Annotated in this window: 18 protein-coding genes; 9 read left to right on the top strand and 9 right to left on the bottom strand. The window is 63.4% G+C overall.

Features of this window, described 5'->3' with window-relative positions; all coding sequences use genetic code 11:
- Positions 1 to 109: 109 nt before the first annotated feature.
- From YH63_RS02770 to YH63_RS02760, 3 genes are read right to left on the bottom strand one after another with little or no spacing between them, the layout of a single operon-like run.
- Positions 110 to 2,974: a DUF4159 domain-containing protein gene (locus YH63_RS02770; RefSeq protein WP_046828920.1), complete on the bottom strand. Its 2,865-nt coding sequence runs from the start codon at positions 2,972 to 2,974 to the stop codon at positions 110 to 112.
- On the bottom strand, positions 2,971 to 3,915 hold the full coding sequence (locus YH63_RS02765) for a DUF58 domain-containing protein (protein WP_046828921.1): 945 nt from the start codon (positions 3,913 to 3,915) through the stop codon (positions 2,971 to 2,973). The genes YH63_RS02770 and YH63_RS02765 overlap by 4 nt, the downstream gene beginning before the upstream one ends.
- On the bottom strand, positions 3,915 to 4,919 hold the full coding sequence (locus YH63_RS02760; protein WP_046829808.1) for an AAA family ATPase: 1,005 nt from the start codon (positions 4,917 to 4,919) through the stop codon (positions 3,915 to 3,917). The genes YH63_RS02765 and YH63_RS02760 overlap by 1 nt, the downstream gene beginning before the upstream one ends.
- Before the next feature lie 467 nt (positions 4,920 to 5,386).
- Here YH63_RS02760 and YH63_RS02755 point away from each other — a divergent pair, with 467 nt between their 5' ends.
- From YH63_RS02755 to YH63_RS02740, 4 genes are read left to right on the top strand one after another with little or no spacing between them, the layout of a single operon-like run.
- Positions 5,387 to 5,995 carry a DUF1285 domain-containing protein gene (locus YH63_RS02755; RefSeq protein ID WP_046828922.1) on the top strand — a complete coding sequence of 203 codons (609 nt, stop codon included), beginning with the start codon at positions 5,387 to 5,389 and terminating at the stop codon, positions 5,993 to 5,995.
- A 16-nt stretch (positions 5,996 to 6,011) separates the two neighbouring features.
- Positions 6,012 to 6,704: a CoA pyrophosphatase gene (locus YH63_RS02750; RefSeq protein ID WP_046828923.1), complete on the top strand. Its 693-nt coding sequence runs from the start codon at positions 6,012 to 6,014 to the stop codon at positions 6,702 to 6,704.
- Entirely contained in the window at positions 6,701 to 6,964 is a 264-nt protein-coding gene (locus YH63_RS02745; protein WP_046828924.1) for a DUF6111 family protein, read from the top strand. The genes YH63_RS02750 and YH63_RS02745 overlap by 4 nt, the downstream gene beginning before the upstream one ends.
- On the top strand, positions 6,961 to 8,217 hold the full coding sequence (locus YH63_RS02740) for a CCA tRNA nucleotidyltransferase (RefSeq protein ID WP_046828925.1): 1,257 nt from the start codon (positions 6,961 to 6,963) through the stop codon (positions 8,215 to 8,217). Before YH63_RS02745 ends, YH63_RS02740 begins: the two co-directional genes overlap by 4 nt.
- Before the next feature lie 63 nt (positions 8,218 to 8,280).
- Here YH63_RS02740 and YH63_RS02735 read toward each other — a convergent pair whose 3' ends face one another.
- From YH63_RS02735 to YH63_RS02710, 6 genes are all read right to left on the bottom strand, one after another.
- On the bottom strand, positions 8,281 to 8,547 hold the full coding sequence (locus YH63_RS02735; RefSeq protein WP_046828926.1) for a YodC family protein: 267 nt from the start codon (positions 8,545 to 8,547) through the stop codon (positions 8,281 to 8,283).
- Positions 8,548 to 8,691: 144 nt separating this feature from the next.
- Positions 8,692 to 9,483, bottom strand: coding sequence for an outer membrane protein (locus YH63_RS02730; RefSeq protein WP_046828927.1), 792 nt, complete (start codon positions 9,481 to 9,483; stop codon positions 8,692 to 8,694).
- Between the two features lie 217 nt (positions 9,484 to 9,700).
- The gene (hemF, locus tag YH63_RS02725; RefSeq protein ID WP_046828928.1) at positions 9,701 to 10,594 is read right to left on the bottom strand and encodes an oxygen-dependent coproporphyrinogen oxidase; all 894 of its coding nucleotides are present in this window, start codon (positions 10,592 to 10,594) and stop codon (positions 9,701 to 9,703) included.
- Positions 10,595 to 10,607: 13 nt separating this feature from the next.
- Positions 10,608 to 10,973 carry a 6-pyruvoyl trahydropterin synthase family protein gene (locus tag YH63_RS02720; protein WP_046828929.1) on the bottom strand — a complete coding sequence of 122 codons (366 nt, stop codon included), beginning with the start codon at positions 10,971 to 10,973 and terminating at the stop codon, positions 10,608 to 10,610.
- 31 nt (positions 10,974 to 11,004) lie between these two features.
- Complete coding sequence (gene queE / locus YH63_RS02715) at positions 11,005 to 11,637, bottom strand: 7-carboxy-7-deazaguanine synthase (protein WP_046828930.1); 633 nt, start codon at positions 11,635 to 11,637, stop codon at positions 11,005 to 11,007.
- A 32-nt stretch (positions 11,638 to 11,669) separates the two neighbouring features.
- Entirely contained in the window at positions 11,670 to 12,152 is a 483-nt protein-coding gene (locus tag YH63_RS02710; protein WP_046828931.1) for a tRNA (cytidine(34)-2'-O)-methyltransferase, read from the bottom strand.
- Between the two features lie 238 nt (positions 12,153 to 12,390).
- Here YH63_RS02710 and petA point away from each other — a divergent pair, with 238 nt between their 5' ends.
- From petA to YH63_RS02685, 5 genes are all read left to right on the top strand, one after another.
- Positions 12,391 to 12,957 (top strand): ubiquinol-cytochrome c reductase iron-sulfur subunit, encoded by a 567-nt coding sequence (gene petA, locus YH63_RS02705; protein WP_046828932.1) that lies wholly within the window; start codon positions 12,391 to 12,393, stop codon positions 12,955 to 12,957.
- A 49-nt stretch (positions 12,958 to 13,006) separates the two neighbouring features.
- Complete coding sequence (locus YH63_RS02700) at positions 13,007 to 15,070, top strand: cytochrome c1 (RefSeq protein ID WP_046828933.1); 2,064 nt, start codon at positions 13,007 to 13,009, stop codon at positions 15,068 to 15,070.
- A 201-nt stretch (positions 15,071 to 15,271) separates the two neighbouring features.
- Positions 15,272 to 16,219, top strand: coding sequence for a bile acid:sodium symporter family protein (locus tag YH63_RS02695; protein ID WP_046828934.1), 948 nt, complete (start codon positions 15,272 to 15,274; stop codon positions 16,217 to 16,219).
- A complete protein-coding gene (locus tag YH63_RS02690; protein ID WP_046828935.1) occupies positions 16,216 to 17,202 on the top strand; it encodes an SDR family oxidoreductase in 987 nt (328 codons plus the stop codon). The genes YH63_RS02695 and YH63_RS02690 overlap by 4 nt, the downstream gene beginning before the upstream one ends.
- On the top strand, positions 17,199 to 18,494 hold the full coding sequence (locus YH63_RS02685) for a flavin-containing monooxygenase (RefSeq protein ID WP_046828936.1): 1,296 nt from the start codon (positions 17,199 to 17,201) through the stop codon (positions 18,492 to 18,494). Before YH63_RS02690 ends, YH63_RS02685 begins: the two co-directional genes overlap by 4 nt.
- Positions 18,495 to 18,520 lie beyond the last annotated feature (26 nt).

Below are 18,520 nucleotides of genomic sequence, written 5' to 3'. Positions count from 1 at the left end.
TTGTCCCGGGCATCCACGCCTTCCTTGCGAGCAGACAAGAATAAGACGTGGATGGCCGGGACAAGCCCGGCCATGACGGCGTTATTGTTTGAAGGTGCAATGCTCATGCTCATTGCCCCAGCCGTTCAATGAGAGCGGGCGCGTGGACCTGGTCGGCCTTGTAGTTGCCGGTCAGGGTGTACATCACGATGTTGACGCCGGAACGGAAGGCCATTTCGCGCTGGCGCGGATCGCCCGGCGTCAGCGGCAGCATGGGCTGGCCGTCGGTCCGCATCGCCCAAGCGCCGGCAAGATCGTTCGAGGTGATGATGATCGGCGAGACCCCGTCGCCGCCGCGTGCGGGCCGGTCGGCTGCATCCTCGTCGTCGACGCGCGGCAGTGTTTCGACCCAGGTCTGCCCCGAGTTGAAACGGCCCGGGAAGTCGCGCAGCAGGTAGAATGTTTTGGTCAGCACGTGTTCGCGCGGCACCGGCTCAAGCTCGGGAATATCAAGCGAGGACAAAATCTCGCGCAGCGTCAGCATGCCGGGGGTTTGCGATTCACCGCCCGGACCCGGTGGCGCTTCGATCGCATCGCGGGTGTCGAACAGCACCGTGCCGCCCTGTTTCATGTAGGCGTCGAGCTTGTTGATGGCGTCCTGCGACGGCTTCGGTGTGCCGGTGATCACGGGCCAGTACACCAGCGGGAAGAAGGCGAGTTCGTCGCGCGCCGGATCGACGCCGACAGGCTCGCCGGCTTCCAGCGCGGTGCGTTGCGCGAGAAACAGTGTCAGCCCGGAAAGTCCGGCCTTGACGATGGAATCCACGTCGGCGTTGCCGGTGACGACATAGGCGAGGCGCGTCTGTGAAACTGCCTTGATGGCGAAGTCGTCACTGGCGGGGTTGCTTGCAGGGGGCTTGGCAGGCGCGCTCCTCGGCGGAGTCTTCGGGGCCTGCGCGTAAGACGGCGAGGGGAGGCCAGTCACAGATGCCAGCGCGAATGCGGCGGCGAGCGCTGCCGTCGCCGTCCGCCGCCGCAGCAGGGCCGTGAGGCCGCCGCCCAGAATAGCGACGATGATCGCGTCGATCAGGAACAGCGCCAGCGCAGTCGAGAGCAGGATGCCGCGCAGTTCACGCGGCTCGGCGTTGGTGTAGGTCGCGCGCCGCGCCTTCAACGCAGAGGTATCGAGCGGCGCGAGCCTGTCCGCGGCAGCGAGCGCGTTCACCGCAAGCGGGCCGTCTGCAGGGCCGTAAAGACCGGGCGGATGATCGGGCGTGGCGCGGTCGCGGTAGTCCGCGCGCAACGGCTTCGCAGTGGAAGGCGGTGGTCCGAACGCGCCGAAGCCGTCGAGGGTGCGGATCGGCGCAACCGTTTCCGCTCCGGCTTCAGTGGCGACACCCGCGCCTATGTTGGCCGTATAGCCGGACATATCGACGATTCGCCGCAGCATCTCGACGAAGGTGCCAGAGAGCGGCAGGTCCGACCAGCGCATATCGGCGCTGATATGGAACAGCGCGATCAGGCCTTTGTCACGGTGTTCGCCGGTCACCAGCGGCGTGCCGTCGGCGAGCGAGGCCCAGCTTCGCGCGGCGAGCCCCGGATCGGGTTCGGCCAGCACCTGACGCGTCACGGTGATGTCTTTCGGAACGACAAGGCCAGCGAACGGTCCGTCGGCGGTGAATGATGCCAGCGGCTGCGGCTTCTCCCAGGTAAGGCTGCCCCCCAAGCTGCGTCCACCACGCCGCAGTCTCACCGGCACGAGATCGTCGTCGCCTGCGGCAAGGCGCGGCCCGGCGAAGCGAACCAGCACGCCGCCCTGCCTGATCCATGTGTTGAGCCGGTCGCGGATCTCAGGCGACAAGGTGCCGACGTCGGCAAGCACGATCATCGGCAGCTTCTGGTCGAGAAACTGTCCAATCGCCACTGCGGGCGAGCCGCGTTCGCCAAGCCGCACGTCGGCGAACGGCGCCAGCGCGCGTGCCAGATAGAATGTCGAGGCCAGCAGCGGCTGTGCCGTGTCGCTGGTTGCGCCCGAGACGATGCCGATGGCGCGGCGGCGCCAGCGTTTGTCGAGCAGTTGCACCGCGCCGGCCGAGCGCTCGCCGGAAACTTCGAGGCGCGTGATGTCGTTGCGCAGTTCCACCGGCAGGTCGAAGCTCGCCTCGGTTTCGCGATCCTGGGAACCGAAGGCAAATTTCGCCTCGCCGATCGGAGAGCCCTTCTGATCCAGCGCGCGGACAAGTCCGGTGTCACCGCCGCCGCCATTGGCGCGCAGCACCTTCACCGTCATCTTTGCCGCTGCATTTTCCGCCGCGACCAGCGCATGCGCTGGCGGAGTGCCGCCTTCGAAAATCGTCAGCGTGCGATCCTGAATCGTTTTCGCCAGGCCTTCGGTGAACTCGCTGCCGCGTCCGGTATCGATGCCGTCGCTGAGCCAGACGATTTCGCCGTCGCCGGTCTTGGCGAGGAAGCGCGTCAGCGCGGGCAGCGTCTCGACCCGCTCGACCGAGTAGGGCTTCGGCGTAAGCTGGCGCAGTGTCACGCGCGCGGTGCCCGCAGGAATCAGCGTGATATCGCGGGTCGAGTCCGACAGCGGAACGAGCGCGACAGCGCGCCGGTCGGCCTCCGCATTGGAAATCAGATCGTCGGCGGTCTTGATGCGGGCGTCCCAGTTGGACGCAGCGCTCCAGCCGTCATCAAGCAACAGCACCAGCGGCGCGCTGGAGCGCGTCACGCCCTCGCTCGGATTCCAGATCGGACCGGCGGCTGCGAGAATGACGAGCGCTGCGGCGAGCAGGCGCAATAGCGTTAGCCACCACGGCGAGCGCGACGGCGTTTCTTCCTTCGGTGCGATGTCGAACAGCAGGCGCGTCGGCGGAAAATCGACGCGGCGCGGGCGCGGCGGCATCACGCGCAGCAGCCACCACAGCGCCGGCAGGCTCAGCAGCCCCATCAGCAGCCATGGTTCGGCGAACGAGAGCGGCAGGCCCATCATGAGCTGCGCCCCGCTGTCACGGCGACGCGGCCTGCGCTGCCTTTGGCGACCATCATGCCGCTGTGCAGATACAGCAGCAGTTCGGCGGCGGAGCGATCGGTGGTGTGGGTCGAGAACAGCCAACTGAGCTTGTTGGTTTCCTCGCGGATGGCGGCGCGATGCGCGGCAACGCGCGCGATGTAATCCTTCGCCCAGGTTTCGGCGCGTCCGGCGGTGATGACGTCGCCGCCTTCGGGCTCGACGAATTCAACGCGGCCCGAATAGGGGAACGTTTCCTCGGCGGGATCGACGACCTGCAACAGCGTGCCGTGTGCGCCCGATGACGAGAGCCCGGCGAGCATGGCGTGGATCTCGCCGATGGGCGACCAGAAATCGGACAGCACCACGACTTCCGACAGCGCCGACGGTACGAAGGACGGCGGCAGGCTCGACCGCGTGAGCGTGTCGTGCAGGATCGCCTGCGCCATCTTGTCGACGATGTTGCTGCTCGAACTCGGATTCATCAGGCCGGGAATGCCGACGCGCTCGCCGCCGGCCACCAGCAGGTCGGCCAGCGCGAACGTCACCACAAGCGCGCGCTCAAGCTTGCTGTCGCGCGCAGTCTTCGAGGCGAACGCCATCGATTTGGAGCGATCCGGCCACAGCCACACGGTGTGCGCGGCCTCCCATTCCTGCTCGCGGACGTAGAGATGATCGTCGCGCGCCGAACGCCGCCAGTCGACATTCTGCGCGGCTTCGCCGGAAACGAAGCGGCGATATTGCCAGAAGTTTTCGCCGGTGCCGGCGCGCCGCCGCCCGTGCAGGCCGTGGATCACGTTGGCCGAGATGCGCCGCGCTTCCAGCACGAGACGCGGCAGCGACGCGGCGAGCGAACGGCTTTCACCATCGGCACGCCGGACTGCTTCGATCTCCTGAAGTGCGGGTTGCGGCCGTGCTGCCATCAGCCGATCCGTGATTTGAGTTGCTTGATGATGTCGGGAATGGTGCGGCCCTCCGCGCGCGCCGAGAACGTCAGCGCCATGCGGTGCTTGAGAACGGGCTCCGCGAGATCCAGCACGTCGTCGATCGACGGCGCGAGCCGCCCGTCGAGCAGCGCCCGCGCGCGAACCGCGAGCATCAGCGCCTGGCTGGCGCGCGGTCCCGGTCCCCACGCGATCGACTTGCCGATCTCGCCGCTGTCCTCACCCGGACGCGCGGACCTGACGAGCGACAGAATTGCCTCGACCACGGAATCGCCCACCGGCAGACGCCGCACCAGCCGCTGTGCGGTGAGCAGCGTTTCGGCGGTCATCGCCACTTTCGCGACCGACTGGTCCGCACCGGTGGTGTCGAACAGGATTTTGCGCTCGGCGTCGCGGTCCGGATATTCGACGTCGATTTCCATCAGGAAGCGGTCGAGCTGAGCCTCCGGCAGCGGATAGGTGCCTTCCTGCTCCAGCGGATTCTGCGTGGCGAGCACATGGAACGGCTTCGGCAGATCGTGGCGTGCGCCGGCGACGGTGATGTGCTGCTCCTGCATCGCCTGCAGCAACGCAGACTGCGTGCGCGGGCTGGCGCGGTTGATTTCGTCTGCCATCAGGAGTTGTGCGAACACCGGCCCCGCGATGAAGCGGAATGAGCGCTTGCCGCTGACGCTTTCATCCAGCACTTCAGCTCCGAGAATATCCGACGGCATCAGGTCCGGCGTGAACTGCACGCGCTTGGCATCGAGGCCGAGCGTGATGCCGAGCGTTTCCACGAGTTTGGTTTTCGCCAGACCCGGAACGCCGATCAGCAATGCGTGTCCACCCGACAGGATCGTGACCAGCGCATTTTCGACGACGCGTTCCTGCCCGAAGATGACGGTTGAAACCGCCTCCCGGGCGGTGCGGATGTTCCCCGCGATCTGCTCGGCCGAGCGCACGATCACGTCTTCCAGTTTCTCGACACCTTCTGCGCCAGCCATATTCATCGCTCCTTGCGTGGACCGCACGATTCCGTTTTCGGGTTCCGCGGGACTCAAAGCCCGGACTTCAGACCGCAGGCCTATGCTAAACCCGTGCAAAGGCCATGTATTCTCTTATGTATTCACCCATCTAGTGTCCCGAATCCGAAGTTCGCTTTCCTTGCAGCACGTTCCGAAGCGAACTTCGGATTCGGAAGGACACTAGAACAACTAATTCTAGTGTGGTTTTAGTTCGCAAGTCCGCAGATGAGATGCCCCCGGATAAATGATGCGGACTTGCGAACCACCACACTAGCTGTCCCCACATTAGCGGCTAGGGGGCTTGAAACTCATCACGATGTGGCGAGTAATCGCGCCGGGCGCCGGGGTGATTTGTTGGTCGTTCATCCGTTCTCGATCAGCGGTCTCTCGGCTTCTTGTTGTGCACCATTCGTGCCAAACAGAAGCGTCAACGGTCAGGGCAAACAATGGCGAACCAAGGGCAGAAACAGGAGCCGAATCCGGTTCAGCGTCTGGACGGGCTGACTCATGCTGCGCGCGGTGCTGCGACAAAAGGTCTGCCGCCGGTCCATTTGTGGAATCCGCCGTTCTGCGGCGATCTCGACATGCGGATCGCGAACGACGGCACATGGTTCTATCTTGGGACACCGATCGGGCGGCCGGCGCTGGTGAAGCTGTTTTCCACAATCCTCAAGCGCGAAGACGGCAAGTATTTTCTGGTCACGCCGGTGGAGAAGGTTGGTATCCGCGTCGATGACGCGCCGTTTCTCGCTGTTGAGATGGAGCAAGACGGTGATGGTGCGGCGCGGGTGTTGAGTTTCCGCACCAATGTCGACGAATGGGTGCCATGCGATGGCGCCCACAGGCTGCGGTTCGAAGCCGCGGCCGACGGTGGGCTAACGCCATACCTCCATGTGCGTGCGGATTTGTGGGCAAAAGTCACACGCGCGCTCTATTATGATCTGGTCGAGATGGGTGAAATTCGCACCGTCGATGGCCACGAGATGTTCGGGGTCACGTCGGGCGGCGAGTTCTTCTCGATGGCGGACGCCGCGCAGGCGCGCGACCCTGTTTGACGAAAGAGGATTTGGGTTGACGAAGACTGTTTTGAGGGACGCGGTACCTGACAACATCGCGGCAGCGGCCGAGATCACGTCCGGCGAATTCTTTCGCCGGTCGCGAGAACGCCTGAATTTCGATGTGCCGCCTGGATTGACCGACGCCGCCGTGCTGGCGCCGACCGGCGATTTCGGCACTGATGCGATGCTGCAGATCATCGCGAAGGAGCGTCCGGTGCGTCCGGCGGCGGTTCTCGTTCCGATCGTGGAGCGCGATGTGCCGATGGTGCTGCTGACCAAGCGCGCCGAACATCTCAACGAGCACGCCGGACAGATATCGTTTCCCGGCGGCAAGATCGATCCGACGGATGCCTCGCCGATGGATGCGGCGCTGCGCGAAGCCGACGAGGAGATCGGGCTCAAGCGGGATTTCGTCGAACCGATCGGTTACCTCGATGTGTATGCAACCGGCTTCGGATTTCGGATTCTGCCGACGCTGGCGCGTGTCCGGCCGGGCTTCGAACTCACGATCAACGCCAATGAAGTCGATGCCGCATTCGAGGTGCCGCTGGCGTTCCTGATGGACCCGGTCAATCACAAGCTCGGCAGCAAGGAATTCCGCGGCATGCAGCGCTCGTTTTATGAGATGCCGTTCGAGACGCATTACATCTGGGGTGCGACTGCGGGCATGCTGCGCGCGATGTATGAACGGATCTGTCTTTCATGATCCGTCCCGTCCTCACCGAGATCGCAATCTTCCTCATTCCATTTGCGGTCTATGCGGCGTTCCTTCTGGCAAGCCGCTCGGGCGTCTGGGTCAAGTCATCGTGGCCACTCCATGTCGTCGGCAAGCTGGCGGTGGCGGCGTTTGTGCTTGTGATCGTCAGTCTGGTGTTGCTGGCGCATTTCTCCGGCGCGCCTCCCGGCTCGACCTATACGCCCGCGCGGGTTGAGGACGGCAAGCTGATCCGGGGGTCCGAGAAATGAGCGCTCCGCGTTCGCTGCGCGACGCCCCCTGGTTGAAGGCTGGCGCGACGGCGCGGGTGCTGACCTTGCTCAATGCGGACGGCGAGGAAGCGAGGGTGGCGGGCGGCGCGGTGCGCAATGCGCTGCTCGATCTTCCCGTTGGCGATATCGATATTGCGACCACGGCGCTGCCGGACGAAGTGATCCGCCGCGCCAAGCTCGCGCATATCAAGTCGGTGCCGACCGGCGTCGAGCACGGCACAGTCACGCTGGTGATCGAGGGCCAGCCGTTCGAAGTGACCACGCTGCGCGAGGACATCGAGACCTTCGGGCGCAAGGCCAAGGTGGCCTTCGGCCGCGACTGGAGGCGCGACGCAATGCGCCGTGACTTCACGATCAACGGCTTGTCGGTGACGCCGGATGGTGTTGTTCACGACGAAATTGGCGGGCTGGCGGACATCAAAGCCCGCCGCGTGCGCTTCATCGGCGAGCCCGCGCAGCGCATTGCCGAGGATTACCTGCGCATCCTGCGATTCTTCCGGATTCACGCGGCCTATGGCGAGGGTGCGCCGGACCCTGCCGGGTATGAGGCCTGCATCGCCGGACGCGACGGCCTGTCAGGTCTGTCCGCCGAGCGCATCCGGATTGAAATGCTCAAGCTGATGGTCGCGAAGGGCGCGGCACCGGCGCTGGTGGCGATGGACGACGCGGGACTGCTGCTGCGGCTGACGGCGGGCGTGGTCTATCACGGCGCCCTCGCCAACATGATCGCCGCCGAGCGCGAGCTGGGGATTGGACCGGACGCAACGCTCCGCCTTGGCGCATTGGGGGTCGCGGTCACCGAAGATGCGAAGCGCCTGTCGCTGCGCTGGCGGCTGTCCAATGCCGAAACCAAGCGCCTCGATTCGATGGGGCATCGCTGGTGGCGGGCGGCCGGCATGGACGAGGCGACGGCGCAGCGCAGGTTGTACCGGCTGGGTGCGCCGCGCTATCTCGACCGGATCATGCTGGCATGGTCGCGGGCGGGGCAGGGTTTCAACTCACCGCAGTGGCGTGATCTCGTGACGTTGCCGCAGCGCTGGACGGCTCCGGTTTTCCCGCTCAAGGCGGCGGACTTCATTGCGCGTGGCTTCGCGGAAGGTCCGGCGCTCGGCCACGTGCTGACGCTGGCCGAGGATGCGTGGCTGGCGATGCAGTTTCCGCTCGATGCAGCGGCGCTGACAACCATCGCCGATGACACCGTCGCGCGATTCACGCGGGATCACCGGCTTTGATCGTGCTTGTTTGACCTCTCCTCGTCAGAACGGGGAGAGGTGAAGAAGTATGCGCTGTCGCCTTCAGGCGACTTCCGCCGTCTTCTTCGCGTGCTGGTCTTCGCTTTCGCTCTCGTCTTCTTCGCTGCCTTCGTCTTCGTCGTGTTCGTCCTCATCGTCCGACAGGTCGATGTGAGCGAGTTCGAGAACGGACGGCGGAAGCTTTTCGCGGAACAGGTCGCCTTCTTCGCCGAGCCAGATGCACTCGACCGTCTCGTCGGTGACCTCGGCGACAGTCATCGCCTGACCACCGGATTTAAGAACAACGACGTCGCCTGCTTTTAGTCTCATGATCGGCTCCTTGGTGATGTGAGGAGCCTGCAGCCTAGCCGCGGGTCATGACACGGCGACAAAGGGTCGTTGATAGGATTTGCGACAAACAGAAAAAGCCCCGGACCATGTCCGGGGCTTTGACGTTTAGAGAACTGTCGGCGGTTAGCGAACGATGCCGAGGACGTACCCGAGCATGTCGAACTTGTAGTTCAGACCGACCTTGGCGGTGTGAATGCCGGGGAGGCTGGTCGTGGTCCAGACCTGCGTGCCGCCATTGCCGTTGAGGTTGCCCGTGGTGGTGATGTTGTTGTCGAAGCCCATGTAGAGGTATTCGGCCTTCACGCTCCACTTGTTGTCGAAGGCATACTCCCAGCCGCCGCCGATCGCGTAACCGAGGCGATACTTGGTGTGCATGGTGTCGATGTGCGTGCCAGGGGTTCCGTTGGACACACCGGTCTCGAAATCGACCAGAGCCGCGCCGCCCTTGACGTAGATCAGCGAGCGGTCGAATGCGTAACCGAAGCGGGCAGCCCAGACGCTGTAGAGGCCTTCGGCGCGAGTCGTCGCAATCGAGGTCGCCGATCCGGCATAGGCGGACGAGCCCTTGAGGCCGATGTAGCCGGTTTCACCTTCGTAACCGATCACCCAGTTCGGGGCGAACTGGTAGTTGTAGCCGCTGGTGTAGCCGCCGATCACGCTTGAGCCGTAGCCGTACGACGCTGGAGCGCCCGCGAAGATTGGCAAGCCAGCCCCATCAACCGGAACGCCCGTGACGACGTCGTTGGCACCGAATGCGCCGCCGATGTAACCGCCGATGTAACCGCCGGTCCAGGTGAAGACCTGCACGGGAGGTGCCTTGCGATAGATCGGTGCGGTGCCGAGATCGGCTGCGGAAGCCGCGCCTGCCAGGCTAACGCCTGCGGCAGCGAGAAGAAGAACAGCAATCTTGCGCATGTGAGCCCCTGTATAACTTGTCGATGGCAGCACGATTCTGCCACGCCTATGACCATAGCAATACCGGCGGGATGTTACCGGCTCAATGCGTTCCACTGGCTTCGGGGGCTTTGGGTGCTGTTCTTTGGCGAGTGTGTTGTCTAGGTGACACGTCAAAATCGCTCAGAAAGTGCTCTTTTATTAAGCTTTTCTGAACTTTTGCCTGTCGCGGGAGCCGTTACGGCCACTTCACCTCGGGCGGCATCGACGACAGGATCGAATCGACATTTCCGCCTGTTTTCAGCCCGAAAATCGTTCCCCGATCATAGAGCAGGTTGAATTCGACATAGCGGCCCCGGCGGACCAGTTGCTCCTGGCGGTCCTCGTCGGTCCAGGCGTCCTTGAAATTCCGCCGCACCAGCTCCGGGTAGATCCCGGCAAAGGTCCGGCCGACGTGCTGGGTGAAAGCCAGGTCGGCGTCCCAGTCCCCCGAATCGAGCCAGTCGTAGAAGATGCCGCCGATGCCTCGGGCCTCCTTGCGGTGGGGCAGGTAGAAATACTCGTCGCACCAGGTTTTGTACTTCTCGTAGGGCGCGACCGCCGCATGGGCATCGCAGGCTGCCTTCATCGCCGCATGAAAGGCGACCGTGTCGGGGTCGTCCTGCGTCCGCCGCCGGTCGAGCACCGGGGTCAGGTCCGCGCCGCCGCCGAACCATGCCTTGGTCGTGACCACGAAACGCGTGTTCATGTGGACCGCGGGAACGTTCGGATTGCGCGGATGAATGATCAGCGAAACGCCGGAGGCCCAGAACCGCGGATCGTCCGCGGCGCCGGGAATCTGTGCGCGGAATTCCGGTGCGAATTCGCCGTGCACGGTCGAGCAATGCACGCCGGCCTTCTCGAACAGCCGACCGCGCAGCACCGACATCACGCCGCCGCCGCCGGGCTTTCCCGAGTGGTCGGTGCGATTCCACGGCGTGCGCACGAAACGCCCGGCATCGCCGGGATAAAGCATACTCGGCGCGTCTGCCTCTAGTTTTTCCAGCGCGAGGCAAATGTCGTCGCGCAGTCGCTCGAACCACATCCGCGCCTGCTGTTTGCGTTGCTCGATCGTGGTGACGGGCTTTTCCAATGGACGTCTCCGGCTAGCCCTGCGGGCCGTAATAAGTGCAGCTTTCGTTGCAACTGTCGCGATGAACGCTGACGCGGGTGACCTTGCCCGCGTGCTGGACCCGGTCCCAGATGAAGCGCGTGAGGTTTTCCAGCGTCGGCGCGCCCAGCGCTTCGACCTTGTTCAGCAGTTTGTGGTCGAGCATTTTTTGCACGTCGGCCATCGATTGCTCGAGCACGCCCAGATCCATCACCATCCCGGTGGCGGGGTCTGGCGTGCCGCGGATGCTGATCTCGGCGCGGAACGAGTGGCCGTGGATTTCGTCGCTGGCTTCGCCCAGCGTCGTGCCCGGCAGCGAATGCGCGGCCTCGAAACGGAACGATTTCGTCAATTCCCACATAGATTCTATCCGGTCTTGGCTGATGCCAGTTCTATCTGATGCCAAGCGTCTTGTGCGTCTGGACGCTGAGGCGCCACTGCGGATGACGCAGGCAATACGCGATCGCCGCCTGGGTGCTTTGCGCTATGTCAGGTCCGTCCATCGGCTGCAACGAGAACCGCTCGAATTCCAGGCCCGCGAAATCCTCCGGAGTGTTTTCCTCCTGCGGATAGACCAGTTTCAATTCGTGCCCCTTGCGGATGACCAGTTCCGATCCGGCCTTCGGGCTGACGCAGATCCAGTCGAGGCCGGGCGGGGCCGCGATGGTGCCGTTGGTCTCGACCGCGATGGTGAAGCCGCGGGCATGCAGCGCATCGATCAGGGCGGGGTCGATCTGGAGCAGGGGCTCGCCGCCGGTCAGGACCGTATAGCGATGGTCCTGCGGGCCCACCCATTGTTCTGCAATGGCGCAGGCGAGGTCGTCAGCGTTCGCGTAGCGTCCGCCGAGCGTACCGTCCATGCCGACGAAATCGGTGTCGCAGAACTTGCATACGGCGTCAGCGCGGTCCTGCTCGCGGCCGGTCCACAGGTTGCAGCCGCTGAACCGGCAGAACACGGCCGTGCGCCCGGCATGGGCGCCTTCGCCTTGCAATGTCAGGAAGATTTCCTTGACCGCGTAACTCAACTCGCCGTTCCTTTTAGCTTTACCGTGTTTTCTTAACGCGAACCGGTGCCCACTTCGCTCGAAAACACGCTGCGTGTCTGTCTGAGCGCTTCACCGAGCGCCATGGCCACCGTCATGGCGACGTTCAGGGAGCGCATTCCTGAAGCGATCGGGATGACCAGCCGTTCGTCGGCCGCGTTTACCACGTCATCCGGGACGCCGGCGGATTCCCGGCCGAACAGCAGGATGTCGTCATCCCGATAGATATGGTCGAGATAGGGCGTTGCCGCCTTTGTCGAAAAAAGAACCAGCCGGCCGCCGGACCGGGCGCGCCAGGCCTCGAAGGCAGCCCATGAATCGTGGCGCACGATGGTGACCTGGTCGAGGTAGTCCATTCCGGCGCGGCGGAAATGCCGGTCGGAAATGGGAAATCCGGCCGGCTCGATGATGTGGGCCTCCACGCCGAGGCAGGCGCAGAGCCGCAGAATCGTCCCGGTGTTTTGCGGGATGTCAGGTTGAAAAAGGACGACGCGCATCGGAAAACGGCCTCTGGCCCCGGTGGAAAACGTGAAGAAAAATCACAGCTATGGGCGGTTTTAGTGCGTCGCACTAAATGTGCCGATAGCGGGCTTGCGCTCTCCCGGCAAGGGTGCCAATAGATCGATTCTAGATCGTATGTTCTGCCCGGTTGAGTAGGACAAGTGGTCATTCTGCCACCGCGGGGCCCGCGGGCACCGGCTTCCTCTCCCGGCGCATGCGATGCGTCGTACGGGGATGGGTCAGCCGGTTGCAGTTCGGAAAGGGTTTGCAATCGTGACGTCTTCATCATCGGCCGCTGCGACACGCCGTGATTTTCTCTATGTAGCGACGGGATCCGTAGCTGCCGTCGGTGCGGCGGCAGTGGCCTGGCCGCTGATTTCCCAGATGAACCCGGATGCCTCGACCATCGCGGCAGGCGCTCCGATCGAAGTGGATCTCACACCGATCGCCACCGGACAGGACATCAAGGTGTTCTGGCGCGGCAAGCCGATCTACATCATGAACCGCACCAAGAAGCAGATCGACGAGGCGCGCGCTGTTCCGACCGCGAGCCTTCCCGATCCGGAGAGCGACCAGGCGCGCGTCAAGGAAGGCCACGACCAGTGGCTGGTCGTGGTCGGCATCTGCACGCATCTTGGCTGCATTCCGATTGCCCACGAAGGCACCTATGACGGCTTCTTCTGCCCGTGCCACGGCTCGCAGTACGACACCTCGGGCCGTATCCGCTCGGGCCCGGCGCCGACCAACCTCCCGGTGCCGCCTTATTCGTTCGTCTCCGACACCAAAATCAAAATCGGCTGATTCCTAATCTGACCCGATTGCGTCGCTTCTTCTTTTTCAGGATCGCATCATGAGCGGACCATCGAACTACAACCCGCAAAACCCAGCCTTGAAATGGGTTGAACGGCGTCTCCCGATCGGGGGGCTGATCCACTCGTCCTTCGTTGCCTACCCGACACCGCGTAACCTCAACTACTGGTGGACGTTCGGCGCGATCCTTTCGATGATGCTCGGCGTGCAGATCATCACCGGCGTCATCCTGGCGATGCACTACACGCCGCATGTCGATTTCGCCTTCAAGTCGGTCGAACTGATCGTTCGCGACGTCAACTACGGCTGGCTGCTGCGCTACCTGCATTCCAACGGCGCATCGATGTTCTTCATCGCCGTATACATCCATATGTTCCGCGGCCTCTATTACGGCTCATACAAGGAGCCGCGCGAGGTGCTGTGGATTCTCGGCGTCATCATCTACCTGCTGATGATGGCAACCGGTTTCATGGGCTACGTGCTGCCGTGGGGCCAGATGAGCTTCTGGGGCGCCACCGTCATCACCAACCTGTTCTCCGCCATTCCGTATTTTGGCGAGAGCATCGTGACGCTGCTGTGGGGCGGGTACTCGGTCGGCAATCCGACGCTGAACCGCTTCTTCTCGCTGCACTACCTGCTGCCGTTCGTGATCGCTGGCGTCGTCGTGCTGCACGTCTGGGCGCTGCATGTCGCCGGTCAGAACAACCCGGCTGGCGTCGAGCCGAAGACCGAGAAGGACACCGTGCCGTTCACGCCATACGCGACCCTCAAGGACGCGTTCGGCATGGTCTGCTTCCTGCTGTTCTTCGCCTGGTTCCTGTTCTACATCCCGAACTATCTGGGCGATCCCGACAACTACATTCCGGCCAACCCGGCCGTGACGCCCGCGCACATCGTGCCGGAATGGTATTACCTGCCGTTCTACGCGATCCTGCGTTCGATCCCGAACAAGCTCGCCGGCGTCATCGCGATGTTCAGCGCGATCATCGTGCTGGCATTCCTGCCGTGGCTCGACTCGGCCCGGACGCGCTCGTCGAAGTATCGTCCGCTCGCCAAGCAGTTCTTCTGGATCTTCGTAGCCGTCTGCTTTGGCCTCGGTTGGCTGGGCGCCAAGCCTGCGGAAGGCATCTATGTCGTCGCCGGTCGCGTCCTGACGTTCGCCTACTTCGCCTACTTCCTGATCGTGCTGCCGATCCTCAGCCGCATCGAGAAGGCGCGTCCGCTGCCGAATTCGATTGCCGAAGACGTGCTGCGCAAAACCGGCAAGACGCCGGTGTCGGCCATGATCGCGCTTGCGGTCGGCGGCACCCTGATGCTGGGCGCCGTGGACACGGCGCGCGCGGCCGAGGGTGCTCCAATGCCGCCGTCGCTGAAGTGGTCGTTTGCCGGTCCGTTCGGCAAGTTCGACCAAGGCCAGTTGCAGCGCGGCCTCAAGGTTTACAAGGAAGTCTGTGCGGCTTGCCACGGATTATCGTTTGTGGCGTTCCGCAACCTCGCCGATCCCGGCGGCCCGGGCTATTCGCCTGCGCAGGCGGCTGCCTTCGCGTCGGAATACAAGGTCAAGGATGGACCGGACGACAAGGGCGAGATGTTCGAGCGTAACGGCCGTCCGGCTGATTACTTCCCGTCGCCGTATCCGAACGAGCAAGCGGCGCGCGCCTCGAACGGCGGTGCCTTTCCGCCGGACCTGTCGCTGATCGCCAAAGCCCGTGGTTACGAGCGCGGCTTTCCGCAGTTCATCTTCGACGCCTTCATCCAGTTCCAGGAGAAGGGCCCGAACTACCTCGATGCGCTGATGCAGGGTTACGAGGACAAGGCGCCTGCCGGCTTCACGCTGCCCGAAGGGTCGTACTACAACAAGTTCTTCCCCGGCCACGCGATCAAGATGCCGAAGCCGCTCAGCGACGGCCAGGTGACCTATGACGACGGCTCGCCGGCGACCGTGCAGCAGTATGCCAAGGACATCTCAGCGTTCCTGATGTGGACTGCCGAGCCGCATCTGGAGGCTCGCAAGCGCCTCGGCATGCAGGTCATGCTCTTCCTGATCGTGCTGTCGGGTCTGCTGTACTTCACCAAGAAGAAGGTCTGGGCCGACGCCCACTAACACTAAGTCTTCTTGAATTCCGGATTGCGAAAGGCCCCCGTTGCGGGGCCTTTTTGCTGCGCCAATGCTTCAATGCAGCATCGACATCGGCCGGATGCGCTCCGTCTCCCATGGGGCGATGACGGACGCTGATCGCATCCCGGCGACACTGGCGTCCTGTGTGCCGCTCAACTAACCTCGGTGTCTGGGGCTGAGGGACACATGACGGGCGCACCGATCGACGACATTCTGCTCAACATCAATCCGACCGGGCAGCTCGTGCTCGGCGGCGTGCTTGCACTGATCATCTACGGCGTGGCTCTCGATCTGCGGATCGATGACTTTATCGAAGTGTTCCGCAGGCCGATCGCGCCGCTGTCCGGCCTGCTGGCGCAGCTTGCCGTGCTGCCTGCGGTGACCTGGGCGATCACCATGCTGCTGAAGCCGCAGCCCAGCATCGCGCTCGGCATGATGGTGGTGGCGGCGTGTCCGGGCGGAAACATTTCCAACCTGATCACGCACATGGCGCGGGGCAACACCGCGCTCTCGATCAGCATGACCGGCGTGTCGAGCCTGCTTGCCATCGTCACGACGCCGCTCAACATCCTGTTCTGGGCGGCGCTCAATCCCGACACCGCGGCACTGCTGCGACAGGTGAGCATCGAGCCGCTGTCGTTCCTCGGCTCGACCATGGCGATCCTCGGCATCCCCATGGCTCTGGGTCTTGCGACGGTGCATTACTGGCCGCGCCTCGGCCATCTGCTGCGCCGTCCGCTGCAGATCCTGTCGTTTCTGTTTCTGGTCGCGTTCATCGGCGGCGCGATCTTCACCAATGCGCGCTATCTGACGATCTTCGTGCAATCGATCCTGCCGTTCGTCGTGCTTCACAACGCCATCGCCATCGGGCTCGGCTGGGGCACCGCCAAGGTGTTGCGGTTGAGCGATTACGACACCCGCGCGATGACCATCGAAGTCAGCATGCATAATTCGGGTTTAGGCCTCGCGCTGATCCTCAACCAGTTCGATGGCCTTGGCGGCGCGGCGCTGGTCGCGGCAGGGTGGGGCGTCTGGCACCTGATTTCCGGATGGGCGCTGGCGGCGTGGTGGAAGCGCCGCGATCCGCATCCACAAGGCGGAAGCCAAGTCGCACGCACGGACACGGCAGAATGAGCGAAGCTCACGCAGGACAATACGCCATGCACGGCGGCGTGCTGGTCACCGGCTCTGCGGGCTTTATCGGCAAGTCGCTGATCGCCGAACTTGCGCGCGCCAATACAAACTCGGAGATCATTGCGCTCGATATGCGCGAGGTCGTCGCTCACGAGCGTTTGCCCAATGTTACTTATTTGACCGGCGATGTGCGCGACCCGGCGCTCAGGGATCTGTTTCAGGTCCGTCGTCCGCAGACCGTGGTGCATCTCGCTTCCGTTGTCGCGGTTGGCGGCGATCCGCAGCGCGACTGGGAAATCGACGTGCTCGGGACCAAGAACGTGCTGCAATGCTGTGTTGACGCCGGGGTCGAGCATCTGATCGTCACATCGAGCGGGGCGGCTTACGGCTATTACGCCGACAATCCGGTGCCGCTGCGCGAGGATGATCCACTGCGCGGCAACGCGGATTTCCCCTACGCGCGCAACAAGCGCGAAGTCGAGGAAATGCTGGTCGAATGGCATGATCTCCATCCGCACCTGGAGCATACGGTGTTCCGACCCTGCACGGTGCTCGGTCCCACGACCAACAATCAGATCACCGCGATGTTCGAGCGGCCGGTGGTGCTCGGTCTCAGCGGGACCTCGACGCCGTTCTCGCTGATCGCCGACAGCGACGTGATCGATGCGTTGGTGCAGGCCGTTCGCCATCCGAAGCCCGGCACCTACAATCTGGCTGGCGACGGCGTGTTGAGCCTGCGCGAGATCGCGGCGCTCAATCGAAAACTCTATGTCGCGATTCCGCCGGGGCCACTCAAGTTTTTGCTTTGGCTGCTGCAATCCCTGCGCATCACCAAACTCGGCCCCGGGGCGGTCAAATTTGTGCAGTACCGGCCTGTGCTTGCCAACGACAAGCTGAAATCCGAGTTCGGATTCACGCCGCGCTACAACGCGCGCGAAACATTTGAGCGCTATCGCGACGGCCGGGCGGAGCGCGAGACATGACGACGCTCGTTATCGGCGCAGGGCCGGCGGGCCTTGCCGCCGTCAGAAGTCTCAAGCAGGCCGATTTGCCGGTGAAGGCCGTGGAGAGAAACGCCGATGTCGGCGGGCAATGGCTTTACGGCGCTGAACCCAGCGCTGTCTATGCCTCGACCCATCTGATCTCGTCCAAGCGCACCACCGCCTATGCGGATTTCCCGATGCCGGAGGACTGGCCGGCCTATCCGGGCCATGAGCGTGTGTCGGAATACTTCAAGTCGTTCGCGAAACACTTCGATCTCTATCCCTCGATCCGCTTCAACACCGAGGTCCGCACCATCGAGCAGCGTGACGGAAGCTGGCGCGCGACGCTCAGCGACGGCACCACCGACGACTATGAGAGCGTGATCTTCGCCAACGGCCATCTCAGCGATCCTCTGACGCCGAAAATTCCGGGCGAATTCAGCGGCAAGCTGATGCACGCGAAGGACTACAAGACCGCCGATATTTTCGAGGGCAAGCGCGTGCTGGTCGTCGGCATGGGCAATACCGGCTGCGACATCGTTGTCGACGCGATCCACCGCGCCAAGCAGGTGCTGTGGAGTGTGCGCGGCGGCAATCATTTCGTGCCGAAATTTCTTGCGGGAAAGCCGGCGGATGAGGGCAACCACAAGCCCAGGCGTTTCATCATCCCCAAGCGCCTGCGCTCGATGCTGCACGAGCCGATCCTGCGCTTTATGGTGGGACCGCCCGAGCGGTTCGGCCTGCCGAAGCCGGAGCATCGGCTCTACGACAAGACGCCGATCGTCAATTCGCTGGTGCTGCAGCACCTGGGGCAGGGTGACGTTGTGTTGCGCAAGCCGATCAAGGAATTTCGCGGCGACACGGTTGTCTTCAATGACGGACAGGAAGATCAGGTCGATCTGGTGCTGCTTGCGACCGGCTACGAGATCACGTTTCCGTTTTTGGAAGACCTGACCGAACTGAACTGGCAGCCAGATGTGCACGCGCCCCGACTCTACCTCAACATCTTTCCGTCACGCCCGAATGGCATTTACGTTGCGGGACTGCTGGAAGGCGCTGGAGTCGGCTGGCCGGGCCGCGCGTTGCAGACCGATCTGATTGCTGCCTACATCAAGGCGCAAAAGGAAAGTCCCGATACGACGGCGGACTTCCGTGAGAAGATCGTCGCCTTTCACGCGCAACCTTTGCGCAAGGATCGCGGGGAGCACGGTATTTTCGTCGACTTCCTGCAATACAAACGTGATCTTCAGAAAGCCATCGCGAGCTTGAGCGTCGCTTCGCCCGCGGTATAAAGCATCAGAAACTATCGGAGGACATT

This window comes from Afipia massiliensis, from assembly GCF_001006325.2.
GTDB lineage: Bacteria > Pseudomonadota > Alphaproteobacteria > Rhizobiales > Xanthobacteraceae > Afipia > Afipia massiliensis_A.
Note: the sequence above shows the minus strand (reverse complement) of the source record. Positions and strands in the feature narration are given on the sequence as shown.

Bases quoted from the DNA above. Each gene is read 5' to 3' on its own strand.
- YH63_RS02770 (WP_046828920.1), bottom strand. From the start codon at position 2,974: ATGATGGGCCTGCCGCTCTCGTTCGCCGAACCATGGCTGCTGATGGGG.
- YH63_RS02765 (WP_046828921.1), bottom strand. From the start codon at position 3,915: ATGGCAGCACGGCCGCAACCCGCACTTCAGGAGATCGAAGCAGTCCGG.
- YH63_RS02760 (WP_046829808.1), bottom strand. From the start codon at position 4,919: ATGGCTGGCGCAGAAGGTGTCGAGAAACTGGAAGACGTGATCGTGCGC.
- YH63_RS02755 (WP_046828922.1), top strand. From the start codon at position 5,387: ATGGCGAACCAAGGGCAGAAACAGGAGCCGAATCCGGTTCAGCGTCTG.
- YH63_RS02745 (WP_046828924.1), top strand. From the start codon at position 6,701: ATGATCCGTCCCGTCCTCACCGAGATCGCAATCTTCCTCATTCCATTT.
- YH63_RS02740 (WP_046828925.1), top strand. From the start codon at position 6,961: ATGAGCGCTCCGCGTTCGCTGCGCGACGCCCCCTGGTTGAAGGCTGGC.
- YH63_RS02735 (WP_046828926.1), bottom strand. From the start codon at position 8,547: ATGAGACTAAAAGCAGGCGACGTCGTTGTTCTTAAATCCGGTGGTCAG.
- YH63_RS02730 (WP_046828927.1), bottom strand. From the start codon at position 9,483: ATGCGCAAGATTGCTGTTCTTCTTCTCGCTGCCGCAGGCGTTAGCCTG.
- YH63_RS02720 (WP_046828929.1), bottom strand. From the start codon at position 10,973: ATGTGGGAATTGACGAAATCGTTCCGTTTCGAGGCCGCGCATTCGCTG.
- YH63_RS02710 (WP_046828931.1), bottom strand. From the start codon at position 12,152: ATGCGCGTCGTCCTTTTTCAACCTGACATCCCGCAAAACACCGGGACG.
- petA (WP_046828932.1), top strand. From the start codon at position 12,391: ATGGGTCAGCCGGTTGCAGTTCGGAAAGGGTTTGCAATCGTGACGTCT.
- YH63_RS02700 (WP_046828933.1), top strand. From the start codon at position 13,007: ATGAGCGGACCATCGAACTACAACCCGCAAAACCCAGCCTTGAAATGG.
- YH63_RS02695 (WP_046828934.1), top strand. From the start codon at position 15,272: ATGACGGGCGCACCGATCGACGACATTCTGCTCAACATCAATCCGACC.
- YH63_RS02690 (WP_046828935.1), top strand. From the start codon at position 16,216: ATGAGCGAAGCTCACGCAGGACAATACGCCATGCACGGCGGCGTGCTG.
- YH63_RS02685 (WP_046828936.1), top strand. From the start codon at position 17,199: ATGACGACGCTCGTTATCGGCGCAGGGCCGGCGGGCCTTGCCGCCGTC.